Source organism: Mesorhizobium kowhaii, from assembly GCF_003253745.1.
Taxonomy (GTDB): domain Bacteria; phylum Pseudomonadota; class Alphaproteobacteria; order Rhizobiales; family Rhizobiaceae; genus Mesorhizobium; species Mesorhizobium kowhaii.
The window spans coordinates 323,932-340,714 of record NZ_MZXV01000056.1; the positions used below are offsets into that span (position 1 = coordinate 323,932).

Below are 16,783 nucleotides of genomic sequence, written 5' to 3' on the forward strand. Positions count from 1 at the left end.
AGGCAGGGAGTGTCCGCAAGGACACCCCCTGTGCAGGTTTCATTCCGACAGCACGAAGGGTGCGGTGTACTTGTCGACATTGTCCTTGGTGATGAGAAGGCAATCAAACAGCTGCTTCTCGGTCGCAGCACCTGTGGCGCCCGACTTGATGAACGAGTCCGCCTGCTGCACGGCCTTGGCCGAGAAGATGGCCACTGGCTGAAGCACGGTGTACTGCAGTTCACCGGACTTGATCGCCGCAACCGCGTCCGGAGAGCCGTCGAAGCCGCCGACCTTGATGCCGGCAAGCTTGCCGGCTTCCTTCAGCGCCGCAACCGCGCCGAGCGCCATTTCGTCATTGCCGCTGATCACGGCGATGATGTCGGGATTGGCCTGCAGCATGCTCTGCATCTTGTCATGGCCCTTGGTACGATCCCAGTCGGCGACCTGCGAGGCAGCCTTTTCGAGATCCGGATATTGGCTGAGCACGGTCGCGTAACCGTTCGAGCGCGTGGCGGCATTGTTGTCCGACGGAGCGCCGAGCAGTTCGACATATTTGCCCTTTTCGCCAACTGCCTGCACCCATTGCTGGGCGCCCAGAGCAGCACCCTGGGCATTGTTGGAAACGAGCTGCCCCTTGGCGAGACCTTCCTGATTGATCTCGGCGTTGACGAGGAAAACCGGGATATTGGCGGCAATCGCCTTCTTCACCGCGCCGACGGAGCCGTCGGCGTTGGCCGGATCAAGGATGATCGCCACGGACTTGTTGGTGATGGCGGTGTCGATCAGGTTGCTTTCCGTGTTGGTGTCGCCCTTGTGGGCGGCGACGTTGGCCGTATAGCCGAGCTTCTCGGCTTCGGCCTTGGCAACGTTGCCCTCGGTCAGCCAGTAGGGGTTGGCCGGATCGTTGACGATGATCGAGATCAGGCCTGCGGCCGACGCGGCGGCCGTAAACCCGACAACCATCGCGGCGGCAAGCAGACTTTTCAGCATGGTTTTCATGTACATTTCCTCCAAATGATTTACGCGGTGTTGCTGCCAGTCACCTGGCAGTCTTCCCTTGGGCAGGATTGGCCGGCTCGGCCTTCCCCCGTTGCTGAGAAGTCGGTTGGCCACCTGTCGAGCTTGGGAGCTTGCTGCGGCGGCGATACTGAACGGCATTGAGGAGCACGGCGAGCACGATGACCGCGCCGGTGAACACAGTCTGCCAGTAGGATGAGATGCCGATGATCACCAGACCGTCGGAAAGGAAGCCGATGACGAAGGCGCCGAGCAGGGTTCCACGGATGTTGCCGCGCCCGCCGGTCAGCGCCGCGCCGCCAATGACGACAGCCGCGATGGCCGTCAATTCGTAGGTGGTGCCGGCGGTCGGCCCCGCCGAGGTCAGCTGCGAGGACAGGATCAGGCCGGCAATGGCGGCACAGATACCTGAAAGCACATAGACGGAAACCTGCACCGTCTTGACCGGAACGCCGGACAGTTCGGCCGCACGCTCGTTGCCGCCTGATGCGTAAAGCCAACGCCCGAAAGCGGTGCGGTTCAAGACGATGCTGCCTATGAGCGCGATAACCGCCAGAACCACCACGCCGGTCGGCACGCCGAACAGGCGGTTGAAGCCAAGCGCATCAAATCCGGTGTTTCCCAGCTCCGGTTTGCCGCCGAGATTGTTGTAGGTCAGGCCGCTGGTCATCAGCAGCGCCAGGCCGCGCGCCATGTACATGACGCCCAGCGTGGCCACGAAGGCCGGAACCTTGAAGCGCGCGATGAGCACGCCGTTGATCAGCCCGACGCCGGCGCCCAGCATGCAGGCAATCACCGCGACCACCCAGACCGGCGGGTAGAGAACGACGCCCAGCCAGGTCAGCGTCACGCCTTGCATCAGGAACCCGGCAACGACGCCGGCAAGCCCGAGCGTCGAGCCCACAGACAGATCGATGCCGCCATTGAGGATGACGAGAAGCATGCCGACCGCGAGAATTCCGAAGATGGCGACATGCGAGGCCATGGTCAGGAAATTCGCCACCGAGAGGTAGTAGGGCGACAGGATCGAGAAGACGACGATGATGACGATCAGGGCAAAGAAGGCCCGGCCCTCGAGCAGCAGCTTGGCAAGATCGAAGCCTTCGCCGCGCGCGCTTGGACTGGACTGTTTTCTGGCCTGGCTGACGTCGGTCATGATCGGGGCTCCGAAATTCCTGGTGATCAGGCGACCACGGCTTCGCCGGAGGCGGCCATGATCTGCTCTTTGGTGGCGCTGGCGCCGAACTCTGCTGAAATCCTGCCCCGGCGCATCACGACGATCCGGTGCGCGATGCTGAGGCACTCGTTGACCTCGGAAGTCGAGAAGACGACCGCCAGGCCTTGCGCGGCACGCTCGCTGAGCAAGCGGAAGACCTCGGCCTTGGCGCCGACATCGATACCGCGGCTCGGCTCGTCGAGGAGGATGACTTTTGGGTTTGTCGTCAGCATCTTGCCGATGACGACCTTCTGTTGATTGCCGCCCGACAGCGATCCGATCATGGCATTGCCGCCCGCGGTCTTGACGGTCACCTTGCGGATCGAGTCTTCGACCAGCTCTCGCTCCCTGGAGCGGGACAGAAACAGCCCTTTTGCAAACGCCTCGATGCTGGCAAGCGAAAGATTGCGGCCGACGGTCATCGTCTGCACCAGCCCGTCGCGTTGGCGGTCCTCGGGGACGAGCACAAGGCCTTTGGCGATGCGCTGGGCAATGCTCAGTCTCGAGACGTCCTCGCCCTCCAGAAGCGCCCGGCCGCCCGCCATCGGCATCCGTCCGGCGACGGCTTCCAGCAATTCCGTGCGCCCGGCGCCCATCAGCCCATAGATGCAGACGATCTCGCCCGCCCTGACATCCAGCGACAGGTGATCGACGACGGAATAGCCTGAACCCGAAGCGTCTATGACGCTGACATCCTCGATCGACAGGGCGACCTCGCCGAACTCATGGCCGGTCGGCGGCGAGCCGAGATCGAAGTTTTCGCCCACCATGTTGCGGACGATCCACTCGAGATCGATGTCCCTGGCTTCGGCCGTTGCCGTTATCGCGCCGTCGCGCAGGACAACGGCGTAGTCGGTGATCTGCAGCGCCTCTTCGAGGTGATGCGAAATGTAGACGATGGAGACGCCGCGGCTGGTCAGGTCGCGGATAACCTTGAACAGCACCTCCACTTCCGTTGCGCTGAGCGCCGAGGTCGGTTCGTCCATGATGAGGATGCGCGAGTCGACCGACAGCGCCCGCGCGATCTCGACGATCTGCTGCTGCCCGAGGCGCAAATCCTCGACCAGCGTCATCGGGTCGATGTCTTCTTCGAGATCGGCCATCAGCGCGCGCGCCTGGCGCGACTCCTCGGCGAAGTCGAGGCCAGTCCTGGTGCGCAGCTCACGGCCCATGAAGATGTTGTCGCGAACGCTGAGATTCGGCGCCAGGCTGAGTTCCTGGTGAATGATCGAGATGCCACGATCGCGCGCGTCCGAGGACGAGGAAAAACTGACAAAATTGCCGTCGAGCACGATGTCGCCGGATGTCGGCGTGACGACACCGGACAGGATCTTCATCAGCGTCGACTTGCCGGCGCCATTCTCGCCAAAAAGCGTAGTAACCTTGCCGCGATGGATGTCGAAATTGACGCCCTTGAGCGCATGAACGCCACCATACGACATGACGATGTTGCGCGCCGAAAGCACGGCGTCGCCAGTCGCGGGCGCGGTCTCGGCAGCCGGTTTCATTGCACCTCCAGCCTCACCGGAGTGACGAGCCAGCTCTTCGGATTGACCAGCTTGAACGCGCCCACCACCGATATGGTCTTGCCGGTCAGGGCGCTGGTATCGACCTTTGCCAGGACTTCCTTCTTCATCTCGTTGTTCAGCGCCGAGCCGGCGTCCTGGTATTCGATCTGATTGGTGAACTGGCCAAATGTGATCTTGCCGGTGGCGTCGCGCAGCTCGGTGCCGTTGATCGCCGGCCCCGTCTGCACGCGAACCTGCAACGTATCCGGCACGCCCTCGACGGCGATCTTGTAGATGCCCGATTTTCCCTCGCCGACGACGCCATTGAACTTGACCGAGATGACCGGTCCGACGCCCGCAGGCATGCCGTATTCCTTCTCGGCAGTTGTCCTGTCCTTGGCGATCGCCGTCGCCACCGTCACCGCGTCGGCGGCGCGTGCTTCGACATCGGCCTGAACCTTGGGAAACTCCGACTTGCCATAGTCGGCCGCGGAAAAGACGGCGCTGCGAACGTCGCCCGCGGATCCGATCTTGATGACCTTGGTGTCGAGCGCCATGGCGCCGAGCAGAACCAGGGCCGCGGCGGCAGCGATGGTCCGCCGCAGGCCAGGCGAGGCCTGACGGGTTGGCGCCGTGGTGGCCTTCGCGCTCATGACGCAATCGCCAGCAAAGCGGATTTGCCGTTGTCACGCATTCGACGATCCTCCGTTCACATGGTGCTTCGCCACGCCGGGCGTTCCATTGGATTGGTTCAGTTCGACAAGGGCACGGGCGGTGCATTCATCGGTGATCAGGCCGCTCAGGTAACGGCTTTCGAGCACCGCTTTGATCGCCCGCACTTTCACCTTGCCGCCAGCGACGGCGACGATCCTGCGGCCTTTCAATTGGTCGCGCGGGAGCGCCAGGATTCGTTCCGACAGCGCTGTTTCCACCGGGCGCCCCTTGTCGTCGAAGAAGTGGGCGAGCAGCTCGCCGACGCCGCCATCGCGTTTGACCTCGTCGATTTCGGAATGTTCGATCATGCCGGTTGCAACCAGCGAGGCTTCCCGCTCGGCGGTACCAATGCCGACGAACATCAGGTCGGACCGGCTTGCAAGAGCGAAGACGTCACTGATGCCGCGCTGGCCAAGCAGCACCTCGCGGTCCTCCGTCGTGTTGGCGACGAAAGGCACCGGCATCACATAGGCCTGCGCGCCGGTCCGCTCGGCCAGCCGATGCATGACGTCGTGCGGGTTGGCCGCAAACTTTCGCGTCACGCCACCGAGCAGCGAGACGAAACGGATATGGGGGGCTGCGGTGCGCGTCAGATATTCGACGCTTGCGGCCAGGGTGCGGCCATGGCCGACGCCGATCAGCATGTCTTCGCCACGATCGATCTCGCGCTTCAGAAACTGCGCGCCGGCGATGCCCAGCCCCCTCAGTGGCAGGTCTTCCTGATCCAGATCCGGAACCACCTCGCAATAGTCGAGCCCGTATGCGGCGGTCAGGCGCTGCTCCAACTCCACACACTCGGCGACGTCGCCGTCGATGAAGACCCTGACCAGACCTTCCTGGTTGGCTTTGGTGATGAGCCGATGCGCCTTGAGGCTGGTCAGGCCAAGCCGCTTGGCCACCTGGGCCTGAGTGAGACCGCCGGCATAGTGAAGCCAGGCCGCGCGCGTGGCGAGACTGGACTCGTGGTCGCGGTTAGCGGTTCCGCCGGATTTCAAGCCATCTCCTCCCTGAGATGATATTATTATCTTTGTGTGCAAAAATTTTCACATCCCTGCATCGCTGTCAATCCCTCCGCGGATTGGCCCCAAGCCGCGACGGGGGAATTAACAGGCCTCGCCCTCCCCGATCCCCGCCTGCCGGCGCATCGGCAGTCAGCCTCGGCCTATTAGGAGGTCAGCATGTTAGTTGATCATATGGTGATGTTAATTTAACGTCAATCTATGTTATTTAACGCCGCCGACGGCGGCAGCACAAAGGTCATCGCCGCCGAATTATCCATTAAGCATCTGTTTTTAATCACATATATCCGATGGGATAAAAATCCCAATCCGGCTGTGAGTTGGAACGTTTTTGCGGATGCGACGCAGCCATGGGCAAACCGATCGGATTGCCTCAAGAAAGGGCATTGGCCCTGTCGATGGCGCGATCAGTCCAGCCGCATCAGGTTCCTGCCTTCAAGCTCCACAACAGCGGCTTCGACTTCCTGCGCAATACGCTTGGCGCTCCAGCCCAGTGCCCGCCCGGCGATCGCGGCAATCTCCTGCAGGTCCCGGCATGTCAGGGTACCGCCTATGGCCAGGGTGCTGCGACGCATGACGATGTCGGCCAGGTGTTCGACGAATTCGTTGCGGACGATGTAGTCGATCTCCGATTTGCTGTAGCCGTCGGAGTCCGGCAGATGGCCCACGCCATCCAGCCCGTGCCTGGCGATCTCCAGGGCTTTGGTCCCGTAGCGCGACAGCAATTGGTCGAGACGTCGTTCCTCGATGCCTGTTTCCGCCCGAGCCAGCCAGTCCGTGCGCGCCGCCGCATTGGCTGGGAAGTCCTTGCCGCCGCCGATCGGCATGGATTGCGTCGTTACCTTGCGGCTGCGTTGCAGACGGTCGAGTATGGCGTTGGCGACTTCCTCGGCAAAGCCGCGGAATGTCGTCCATTTGCCACCGACCAGCGAAATGACCGCGAAGGGCCTGTCCCGGTCCGGCTCGGCGACCGGGGCAGAATGATCGCGGCTGATCAGGCCCGGCAGCGCTGCATCCGAGGCCGGCAGCGGCCTGATACCGCTATAGGCATAGACGATCTGGTCGCGTTCGAACGCCATGCCCGGCAGCAGCGTCCGCACACTCTCGAGCAGATACTCGACTTCGTCGGGTTCGCAGCGGACCTCGTCGGGGTTGTCGGCCTTGATGTCGGTGGAGCCGACCAGCGCCAGGCCGAGATAGTCGTAGACAAGGCAGATGCGGCCGTCATCGGCCTCGAAATAAAGCATCCGCCCGGCCAGGCTTTTTACCAGTTCGTCATGCTGCAGCAGGATGTGCGAGCCCTTGGTGCCGCCGATCATCTTCGACGGTGCACCCAGCAAGGCGTTGACATCGTCGATCCAGGGGCCGGCGGCATTGACCACCAGTTTTGGCCGCACCGAAAATGCGCCGCCGTTTTCCGGCTGGAAGGTCAGGACGCCATCGGCCGAAGTCACCAGCGTCGTGTAGTTCGCGCTGGCGGAGGCTGCATTTGCCTGCAACCCATCGAGGATCAACTCGAGCACCAGCCTTTCAGGATGGCTTACTTTGGCATCGTAATAGGTGCCGGTGGCGACGATCGAAGGGTTGAGCGCCGGCATCTCACTGAGCGCCTGCCGCCGCCCGACCATGCGGTGGCGCGGCATGACCTGGTTTCGCGAGCCATAGAAATCGTAGATCATCAGGCCGATCTTGATCAGGATGGCGCCGCGGCTGCGCGGCGCGCTGGTCGAGCCGAACAGCGTTCGCAGCGCCGCCAGCATGCCCTTGCTCCAGGAAAAGATCGGGATGACGGTTGGCAGCGGGCTGACATAGTGCGGTGCGGTTTTCAAAAGCAGATTGCGTTCGAGCGTCGACTGCGCCACCAGCCCGAACTCGCCGGTTTCGAGATATTTCAGGCCGCCATGGATGAGCCGCGATGGCGCGGCACTGGTGCCCGAGCCGAAATCCGCCTTGTCGACGATCAGGCAGCTGACGCCTTGCGCGCACAGGTCGCGAAACAGGCCCGCTCCGTTAATGCCGGCGCCAAGAATGACCACGTCGACCTCGCCGGTCCCGGCCATGGCGGCGAGACGCCCGGCGGCATTTTCCGCGCCTGCTCCGTCAGTTGGGCTCATTGTGCCGTCGTCTTGACGATGCGCAGCTTCACGCCAGCCCGTTCGAGGCTCTGTGCCTGTGCATCGCCCAGGCCCTCGGTCGTCAGCACGGCATCGAAACTGGTCAGATCGTCGAAGACATGCAGTGCGATCCGGTCGAACTTGGCATGGTCGACCAGCAGGATGCGTTTCACCGATGCGGCCATCATCGCCTGCTTGACCCGCACGACATTGGGATCCTGGATGAAGGCCGTGGTCCCGGTGATGGCGGAAGCCGAACAGATCAGAACATTGGCACGAAGCTGCGCCACGGCGTTCTCGCAGACGATGCCGATATAGGCATTGTAGGTGCCGTGGTACTTGCCACCAAGACAGATGAAGTCGATGTCGTCGACATTGGTCAGCAGCGAAGCCGTCGCCACGCTGTTGGTGATGACGGTCAGCGGCTTGACGTCGAGCAGCAGCGTGGCGACGGCGTTTGCCGTCGATGAATCGTCCAGCATGACCACCTGTCCGGCTTCGACATAATCCAGTGCCGCCCGCGCCAGGGTATCCTTCTCGGCTCTGTTGACCGTCACCCGGTAGCGGAAGGCGCTTTCGTAGAGGCCGGAAGGCTGAACCGTCACCGCACCGTGCAGCTTGCGCAGCACGCCCTGCTGCGCCAGCCGGTCGATGTGCCGGTGGATGGTCATGCGCGATACGCCGAAATGCTCGACCAGATCGTCGATGCGCACCTGGCCGAGCTTGATCACATACTCGGCGATCTCTTCGCGTCGTTCGTCGGCCTTGATCATGCAGTCCCCCTGGTGTCTGGCCGTGCCAGTCTTTCGATCTCCGGCCATTGCGGCTTCAGCTGCTCGGCGATGCGGCAGTAGAGGGAAAACCGGTCGCTGAACACAGCACTGGAGGCAGGCACGGGTTGATACTGGCGCGCCGTCATGCCGACCTGCCTGGCACCCTGTTGCGGCGTCGCGAAGATGCCGACCGCGGCACCGGCGCAAAGGGCAGCACCCAAGGCGGCGGCCTCATCGGTCGAGGTGATGGTGACCGGGGCGTTCAGCACGTCGGCAAACATCTGAACGAAAGCCGGATTGCGCGAACCGCCACCGGTCAGGCGTATCTCGCGGACGGCAAAGCCCTCACGCAGGGCTTCGACATGGGTGCGATGATTGAAAACAATGCCTTCCAGAACCGCCTTCAGCATGTCGCCACGATTGTGCCAGCCGTGAAGACCAACAAAACTGCCGCTGGCAACGTCGCCATAGGGAGAGCCGAACAGATAGGGATGAAACAGGATGGTCGAAGGCTTCTTCAGCGCCGCGTCGATCTCTGCTGCCAGCAGTTCGTGGATGGAGCCGCCATCCGCGTTCGTCCTGTCCTGCTCCGAGCGGCAGAAATTGTCGAGAAACCAGTCGTAGTTTGCGGTCGAGGCCGGCGATATCGACATGTTGTTCCAGCGGCCTGCATCGATGGCGTTGCGACAGAACCAACGCCGGTCGACGCGCGGTTGCGAAGAGACGACTTCGTTGATGGAATAGGTCCCGGCGACGATGCTGAGCACGCCCTCCTCATGGCCGCCCATGCCAAGCGCCGAGGCGGTCACGTCGTGCAGGCCGCACGCGACCGGCGTTCCCTTGCGAAGGCCAGTCATTTCGGCGGCATCGGCGGTGACGTGGCCGACGATGTCGGCCGAATGCGCCACCGGCGGCAGCGCGTCGAAAAGGTCGCCCAATCCGAAGAGGCGCATCGCTTCCGGCGCGTAGGCCTGCGTGCGGAAATCCGTGAACGACGTGCTCGCCTCCGTACAGTCGGTACCGATCGTGCCGGTCAGGCAAAAGCGAAGCCAGTCCTTGCAGGCCAGCACGTGGCCGATGCGACCATAGCGATCCGGATCGTTCTGCTTGAGCCAGGCAAGCAGCGCCGACGGCGCCGAGACATGCGGCGCCTGGCCTGTGCACGCGAGCGCTTCGTCGAAGACCAGATCCGCCGACCATCTTTCGACAATCTCGCCGGCGCGGCTGTCGAGCGACAGGATCCCGGGCCCTAGCGGCCGACGATCCTTGTCGAGCAGATAGAGGCCGTCGCCATGCGCGGTCGCCGCCACCGCCCCGATGTCGTCCGCCGGCCGGCCGCAGAGCGCGATCGCTTCCTTGATTGCGTCGGCGGTCGCTTGCCAGAGGCCTGCCATGTCGCGCTCCACCCAGCGCGCATGGGGCATTGACTGCGGCACCCGGCGACGCGCCACCGACAACTGCGTGCCATCGGCATCGAAGATCACCGCCTTGGTAACCGTGAGACCGTTATCGATTCCGAGCAAACTGGGCATGATCACCGCCTCTTTCAGCAACTGGCGATGCGCACTGCACGACAATCCTGCAGGCTGGGGCAAGGGCGACAGATATAACGACAATCAAGGGGCAACAGCGATACAAAGCGGCGGGTACCTTGCGGACTGAACGAACCATATAGAGTTGTTAATTTAACGTCAATATGTGAGACAACACTACGAACATCGTTGAAATCTGACATGATCAAAGATGCAAAATTTCCAAACTATTTGATTTAGTTGATTTTTTTCGTCACCCAAATATCCCATCCGGATCGTTCATTCAGTCGGCTCGCCCGACAAGCTGAACCCATAAACGCCGCGGCCCGGACTGGGCGGCCTCGAAATCTCCGCGAACGCCGCCAAAGCGCGTCGCGTCGAAACGGATTCATGCGACGCGCTTTAAGTCTTTGTCTGTATGCATGTCGTTGTCTCAAAACCGGGGCCACTTTTGAGCGACATGCATTGAATCAAACCGACGGGTTCAAGACTTCATGAATTGCTTCGACAATGAAGTCCTGCGTGGCTTCGTCCAGGTAGGGGTGCATCGGAAGGCTGAAGACTTCATGTGCCAGCCTTTCGCTAACAGGAAGCCCAGCCTCCGCTACTCGAAGGAATAGGTGAAGCCCTCCTTGGAGGCGCCGACGGTCACCTTCGTCATCTTTTCGCCCCCGAGCGACCGGTTCAGCACGCCGCGGCTCAATTCCGGCAGAAGCGTGTTGGTCAGGATGGCATCGATCATCCGGCCGCCGGATTCGATCTCGGTGCAGCGGGCCTTGACCAGATCCATGACACCGTCGCCGATCACCAGTTCCGCGTCGTTGGTTGCACGCAGCCGGCGAGCGATCTTGGCAAACTGGTGGCGGGTGATCGCTTCGATCATCGAATCCGAGAGCGGATAGTAAGGAATGGTCACCACCCGGCCGAGAAAGGCCGCAGGGAAGACCTTCAGCAACGGGCTGCGCAGCGCGGTGTCCAGATCGTTGAGCCCGGCCCGTAGCGTGCCGTTCCTGGTCCGGTCCATGATGACCTCCGAGCCGACATTCGAGGTGAGCAGGATCAGCGTGTTCTTGAAATCGATACGCCGGCCTTCGCTGTCGTCCATCATGCCCTTGTCGAAAACCTGGAAAAAGATTTCGTGCACGTCCGGATGGGCCTTCTCGACCTCGTCGAGCAGGATCACCGAATAGGGTTTGCGGCGGACCGCCTCGGTCAGGATTCCGCCCTTGCCATAGCCGACATATCCGGGCGGAGCGCCCTTCAGGGTAGAGACCGTATGTGCCTCCTGGAACTCGGACATGTTGATCGAGATGAGGTTCTGCTCACCACCATAGAGCGTTTCGGCCAACGCCAATGCGGTTTCGGTCTTGCCGACGCCCGAGGGACCGCAGAGCAGGAACACGCCCACCGGTTTTTCCGGCGCGCCGAGCCCGGCGCGGCTGGTCTGCACACGCTTGGCGATCATCTCCATGGCGTGATCCTGGCCGACCACGCGCTCGGACAGGGTCGCAGCGAGCCGCAGCGCCTTTTCGGTCTGGCTCGACAGCATCCGCCCGGTCGGGATTCCCGTCCAGTCCTGAACGACCGCCGCCACCGCATTGCGGTCGACCGACGGCAGGATCAGCGGCGTTTCGCCTTGCGCCTCGGCCAGTTCGGCCATCAGTTCGCGCAGCCGGGCGAGATCGGCGGCCGGATCGGGTTGAGGGACATTGGCCGCCGCCGGTGCCACCACGTCGATCTTGGCCGTTTTGGTCTTGGCCGTTTTGGTTTTGGGCGTCTCGGTTTTTGTCGTTTCGGTCTTGGGGGGCTCGGTCTCGGCTGCGTCCGCGCCTGCTGTCTCGGTATCGGTCTCAGGCGTCTCCACCGCATCGAGCGGCACACCTTCGCCGCGCAGACGGGCACGCAATTCGAGTATCTCGGCAACCAGGGCTTTTTCCCGATCCCAACGTTGTTGCGCCGCGGCCAGCGTAACCTCGGTTTCGGCAAGTCCGGTGTCGACCCGTGCCTGCCGCTCGGTCACCTCGATGCCGATCGCAGCCTCGCGGCTGATGATACCGCGCTCGACCTCCAACGCCTGGCGGCGGCGCACGATGTCTTCGACCTCGGCCGGCGTGGCGTGCTGCGATATGGCGACACGGGCGCAAGCGGTGTCGAGAAGGCTTACCGCCTTGTCGGGCAGTTGCCGCGCCGGGATGTAGCGATGCGACAGGCCGACCGCCGCCTCGATCGCCTCGTCCAGTATCTGCACCTTGTGGTGCTGCTCCAGAACGCCGGCCACGCCGCGCAACATGAGAAGGGCCACGGCCTCCGACGGCTCGTCGATTTTTATCACCTGGAAACGGCGGGTCAGCGCCGGGTCTTTCTCGATGTGCTGCTTGTATTCGGCCCAGGTCGTTGCCGCGATGGTGCGAAGTTCGCCACGCGCCAGCGCCGGCTTCAGGAGATTGGCGGCATCGCCCGTTCCTGCTGCGCCGCCGGCGCCGATCAAGGTGTGGGCTTCGTCGATGAACAGGATGACCGGCGTTTCGGACGATTGAACCTCGTCGATAACGGCCTTCAGCCGTTTTTCGAACTCGCCCTTCACGCTTGCACCCGCCTGCATCAATCCGACATCGAGCATGCGCACGCTTACCCCTTCAAGTGTAGGCGGCACATCGCCCTGGGCGATACGCAAGGCAAAGCCCTCGACGACCGCCGTCTTGCCGACCCCGGCCTCACCGGTCAGGATCGGGTTGTTTTGCCGGCGTCGCATCAGGATATCGACGATCTGCCTGATCTCCGGATCGCGGCCGACGACCGGATCGATCTTGCCGTCGCGAGCGCGCTGGGTCAGGTCGGTGGCGTATTTCGCCAGTGCCGAATCCCCGCCTAGGGCCCGCTTCGGCGTTTCGGCTGCGGGAACCGCGGTGGCGGCGCCGGCTTCGAGCGAACCTTCCATGACATCGGCGAACCGCGCGATGACCGCATCGGCGTCGATCTTGTCAAACTCGCCGCTGATCTTCGACAGCAGGCCTTCCAGCACCGGCGTCTTCAGGCAGGCAAGGAGAATATGTGCGCTGCGGACTTCCTCGACGCTGAACTCAAGCGTTGCCAGGTTCCAGGCTTCCTGGATGGCATGGAAGATATGGTCGGAAAATTCCTCGATCGACGTTGCGCCATAAGGCAGCTTGTCGACGGCGCGGGTCATATCGGCGGTGAGCCGGCTCGCATCCAGTCCCGCATCGGCGATCATCATTTGCACATCCGAGCGGTCGGAAAGCACCAGTTGCTCGATGAAGTGGACGAGTTCGACGTAAGGATTGCCGCGCAGTTTGGCGGTGTCGGCCGCAGCCTTGAAGGCGCGCACACCGACAGGATTGAGCTTGCCGACCAGTTCCTTGCGTTTGAAGGTCTGCGATGACCGGCGCGGTTCCATCGAACGTGCTCCTGCAATCTGCCAGCCGATAACCTGCCACATAAGCCGTCACTTGACAAAGCGCGTGATGGGCGGGGGCTCGATGCACGGGTCAGCCGGCACTCAGGGCGGTCGCGTTTAGCTTCTGTTAATTTTTGAGCAGTCGTTGAATTGTGGTAAAGTACAACGGTGTGATAACGTTGCGTCACGTACGGTTTGAGGGCCGGTCGCTGGGGGTTGGTGTGATTGATCTCGCACTCTGGCTTACTCCGCTCGACGGTGAAAATCCGTCAGGGGAGGATTTGCGCAACGACCCGGCTTTTCATGAGCTGGAGCGCCTGACCGAAGCCCAGGTCAAGGTCGTCCACGACGGCAACAACAAGGCCACCTCGCAAAGCACCATTCCGGTCGACTGGGCTGCAGTGCTCGCAAAGGCGGAGGAATTGCGCGCGCATGGCCGGGACCTGCGCCTGCTCGTCATCGTCACCCGCGCGCTGGCCAATGAAGAAGGACTGGCCGGGCTCGTGCAGGGCCTGACCCTCATTGCGCAGACCTTCGATCAGCATTGGGAAACCATGCATCCGGCACTGCGGCCCAACGCTTCGCCACGCGATGCCGCCTTGCGTCGTATCAATGCGCTGCTCGACCTGCAGAATGGTCAGGACGGGTTGTTGGCGAACCTGCGGCAAATGACGTTCTTCGCGCCGCGCGCAATCGGCCCGATTCAGGGCATAGACTTGGAAAAGGGTGCGCTCGACGACCGGGTCATGCTCCAGGAAGCCGCCTCGGGTTTGAATGCGGCAGAAAAGGCCGCATTGGCCAGTGCGCACGGACAACTCCTGAACCGGGTGCGTGCCGGATGTGCGGCACAGATCGATCAAGCCAACGCAGAGATGGTCTTGCTTATCGCCGACGCCCGGGCAGCGATCGCGGCCCTTGATGCGGTCGAGACCGCGCTCAACGCTCGCCTCGAGGGCGGCGGCGCTCCTGTCCCGGAATTAAAGCGGTTTCTGCAGCGTTTGCTGACGACCCTCGAACGGAATTCGGCAGCCGGCGCCGTGGCGAATGGCGCGGCCAAGCCACCCCCGCCGGCAGAACCGGCAACGCCTGCTCGAAACGGTCATGGAGCCGATACGATGGCAAGTATGGCAAGCTACGCGGACTCGAGCACGGGGCTTCCCGACCGGATTTCCTCGCGCGACGACGTGGTGAAATGCCTCGACCTCGTCGTCGCCTTCTATGATCGCACCGAGCCGTCGAGCCCGATTCCGCACCTGGCGCGACGTGTGCGCCGGATGGTGCACATGGATTTCGTTGAACTGATGGAAGATCTCGCCCCGTCGGGGCTGAAGGAATTCCGGCTCCTTGCCGGGGTTCCCGATGTCAAGAAGACGGCTCAGAAGGATGAAAGGTAACAACACATGCCAGCCGAAAGCAAAGCGAAGGTCATCGAACGAAATCGCGCGCCGCGGGTGCAGATCGCCTACGACGTGGAAACCTACGGCAGCCCGACGACGATCGAACTGCCGTTTGTGATGGGCGTGATGGCCGACCTTTCCGGTGCTTCGCAAACCAAGGAAGCGTCAAAGTCGGTGCTGGACCGCTCCTTTGTCGAGACCGACGCGAACCGCTTCCCCAAGTTCATGGAGGCGCTCGGGCCCCGCGTCAAAGCCCGGGTGAAGAACACGCTGCCGCAGGCCGAAGGCCAGGAGCGCGACGAGGAACTGGCGCTCGATCTGACCTTCACCAAAATGGGTGATTTCGCCCCTGACAAGATCGCCGCGCAAGTTCCGCAACTGGCCGAGATCCTCAAGATGCGTCGTCAGCTCGAGGAATTGCTGGGCTTCATGGATGGCCGCGTCGACGCCGAAAAGCGCATTGCGCAGCTTCTGAACAACGAACCGCTGCTTGGAAAGATCGCCGGCCAGGCGCTGGCCGACGACGACAAGGTTGGGGAGTAAATCATGGCCGAACAGCAAAAGACCGCCGCCGTCGCCGCCGAGGCCGAAGCCATAGACCTTGGAGAATTCAGCGGACTCCTCGAGAAGGATTTCAAGGTCAAGAAGGACGACAGCGAGAAGCTGCAGCAACTCGTGCGCAATCTCGCGCTCGCGGCGCAGTCCCGTTCCGACACCACGACCATCTCGTCCAATGCGATCAAGTCGATCAAGTCGCTGATCGCCGGCATCGACAAGATGCTGACGACACAGGTCAACGAGATCCTGCACGCGCCGGAAGTGCGCGAAATGGAGGGCACATGGCGTGGCCTCTGGTATCTCATCAACAACACCGAGACGGATCAGAAGCTAAAGATCCGGGTGATGAACATTTCCAAGGAGCAGCTGGCCGATACGCTCGAAGACTATGAAGGCCAGATGTGGGATCAGAGCCCGATCTTCAAGAAAGTCTATACGGACGAGTATTCGATGCTTGGCGGCGAGCCGATCGGCTGCGTGATTGGCGCCTACGAATTCTCCAACCACCCGCGCGACGTCGGTCTGCTGCGCAACATCTCCGGCATCTGCGCCTCGGCGCATACGCCGTTTATCGCAGCTGCCTCACCGCGCCTGTTCCGCATGGACAGCTGGCAGGAATTGCCGAACCCGCAAGACCTGCAGCAGATCGTGTCCAATGCGGCCTATGCCTCGTGGCAGTCGCTGCGCGAGAGTGAGGACGCTCGCTACATCGGCCTGACCATGCCCCGCGTTCTGGCCCGGCTGCCATATGGCACCGACACCGTTCCGGTGAAGGGCTTCACCTTCGAGGAAGAGGTGCAGGGCGACCACAACAAATATGTCTGGATGAATGCTGCCTTCCCGATGGGCGTCAACATCAACCGCAGCCACAAGCTGTTCGGCTGGGGCACGCAGATCCGCGGCGTCGAGAACGGCGGCACGGTGCTAAACCTGCCGGTGCACAGCTTCCCGACCGATGATGGGTCGATAGCAATGAAATGCCCGACCGAAGTCGCCATCGACGACCGGCGCGAAGCGGAATTGGCCAAGCTCGGCCTGATGCCCATCCTGCATCGAAAGAACACCGATCTCGCGGCCTTCATCGGGGCACACTCACTGCAGGATGACGAGACGCGGGCGGGACGGCTGGTCGACCCCGACGCGCAGTCGAACGAGCGGCTGAGCGCCAACCTGCCCTATCTCTTCCCGGTTTCGCGCTTTGCGCACTACCTCAAGGCCATTGCGCGCGACAAGGTCGGCTCGTTCAAGGAGCGCGCCGACATGCAGATCTGGTTGACCGAGTGGATCAACCGGTACGTGCTGGCCAACCCGGCCTTTGCCGACGACAAGGCGCGCGCCAAGCGCCCGCTTGCCGCCGCCGAGGTTCAGGTGGACAGCGTGGAGGGGCGGCCCGGCTATTACGCTGCCCGCTTCTATCTGCGCCCGCATTACCAGCTGGAGGGCATCAATGCCTCGCTCCGACTGGTGTCGGAACTACCGTCCGTGAAGACTTGATTTGCAGCAACCAGACTTTGTTTTGTTTGAAAGCGGTGGAGAAA

At 62.3% G+C, this 16,783-nt stretch carries 12 protein-coding genes; 3 read left to right on the forward strand and 9 right to left on the reverse strand.

Annotation, left to right across the window (positions count from 1 at the left end; translation table 11 throughout):
* Window positions 1-39: 39 nt before the first annotated feature.
* The 9 genes from B5V02_RS27040 to tssH form a co-directional block, all read right to left on the reverse strand.
* Window positions 40-981: a D-ribose ABC transporter substrate-binding protein gene (locus tag B5V02_RS27040; protein WP_111547223.1), complete on the reverse strand. Its 942-nt coding sequence runs from the start codon at window positions 979-981 to the stop codon at window positions 40-42.
* 40 nt (window positions 982-1,021) lie between these two features.
* Entirely contained in the window at window positions 1,022-2,155 is a 1,134-nt protein-coding gene (locus B5V02_RS27045) for an ABC transporter permease (protein ID WP_111547089.1), read from the reverse strand.
* 26 nt (window positions 2,156-2,181) lie between these two features.
* A complete protein-coding gene (locus B5V02_RS27050) occupies window positions 2,182-3,723 on the reverse strand; it encodes a sugar ABC transporter ATP-binding protein (protein WP_111547090.1) in 1,542 nt (513 codons plus the stop codon).
* Window positions 3,720-4,376 (reverse strand): DUF2291 family protein, encoded by a 657-nt coding sequence (locus B5V02_RS27055; protein ID WP_111547091.1) that lies wholly within the window; start codon window positions 4,374-4,376, stop codon window positions 3,720-3,722. The genes B5V02_RS27050 and B5V02_RS27055 overlap by 4 nt, the downstream gene beginning before the upstream one ends.
* 33 nt (window positions 4,377-4,409) lie before the next feature.
* Window positions 4,410-5,432, reverse strand: a complete 1,023-nt coding sequence (locus B5V02_RS27060; RefSeq protein ID WP_111547092.1) for a sugar-binding transcriptional regulator — start codon at window positions 5,430-5,432, stop codon at window positions 4,410-4,412.
* Window positions 5,433-5,863: 431 nt separating this feature from the next.
* Window positions 5,864-7,570 carry a glycerol-3-phosphate dehydrogenase/oxidase gene (locus B5V02_RS27065; RefSeq protein ID WP_111547093.1) on the reverse strand — a complete coding sequence of 569 codons (1,707 nt, stop codon included), beginning with the start codon at window positions 7,568-7,570 and terminating at the stop codon, window positions 5,864-5,866.
* Window positions 7,567-8,343 carry a DeoR/GlpR family DNA-binding transcription regulator gene (locus B5V02_RS27070; protein ID WP_111547094.1) on the reverse strand — a complete coding sequence of 259 codons (777 nt, stop codon included), beginning with the start codon at window positions 8,341-8,343 and terminating at the stop codon, window positions 7,567-7,569. The genes B5V02_RS27065 and B5V02_RS27070 overlap by 4 nt, the downstream gene beginning before the upstream one ends.
* Window positions 8,340-9,875 (reverse strand): FGGY-family carbohydrate kinase, encoded by a 1,536-nt coding sequence (locus B5V02_RS27075; RefSeq protein WP_111547224.1) that lies wholly within the window; start codon window positions 9,873-9,875, stop codon window positions 8,340-8,342. The genes B5V02_RS27070 and B5V02_RS27075 overlap by 4 nt, the downstream gene beginning before the upstream one ends.
* Window positions 9,876-10,479: 604 nt before the next feature.
* A complete protein-coding gene (gene tssH / locus B5V02_RS27085) occupies window positions 10,480-13,290 on the reverse strand; it encodes a type VI secretion system ATPase TssH (RefSeq protein ID WP_111547225.1) in 2,811 nt (936 codons plus the stop codon).
* A 221-nt stretch (window positions 13,291-13,511) separates the two neighbouring features.
* On the opposite strand from tssH, the gene tssA reads away from it, so the two are divergent.
* Genes tssA through tssC form a run of 3 tightly spaced genes read left to right on the forward strand, consistent with a single transcriptional unit; the run spans window position 13,512 to window position 16,739 of the window.
* A complete protein-coding gene (gene tssA, locus B5V02_RS27090; RefSeq protein WP_111547095.1) occupies window positions 13,512-14,684 on the forward strand; it encodes a type VI secretion system protein TssA in 1,173 nt (390 codons plus the stop codon).
* 6 nt (window positions 14,685-14,690) lie between these two features.
* Window positions 14,691-15,230: a type VI secretion system contractile sheath small subunit gene (tssB, locus tag B5V02_RS27095; RefSeq protein ID WP_111547096.1), complete on the forward strand. Its 540-nt coding sequence runs from the start codon at window positions 14,691-14,693 to the stop codon at window positions 15,228-15,230.
* A 3-nt stretch (window positions 15,231-15,233) separates the two neighbouring features.
* The gene (gene tssC, locus B5V02_RS27100; RefSeq protein ID WP_111547097.1) at window positions 15,234-16,739 is read left to right on the forward strand and encodes a type VI secretion system contractile sheath large subunit; all 1,506 of its coding nucleotides are present in this window, start codon (window positions 15,234-15,236) and stop codon (window positions 16,737-16,739) included.
* Window positions 16,740-16,783 lie beyond the last annotated feature (44 nt).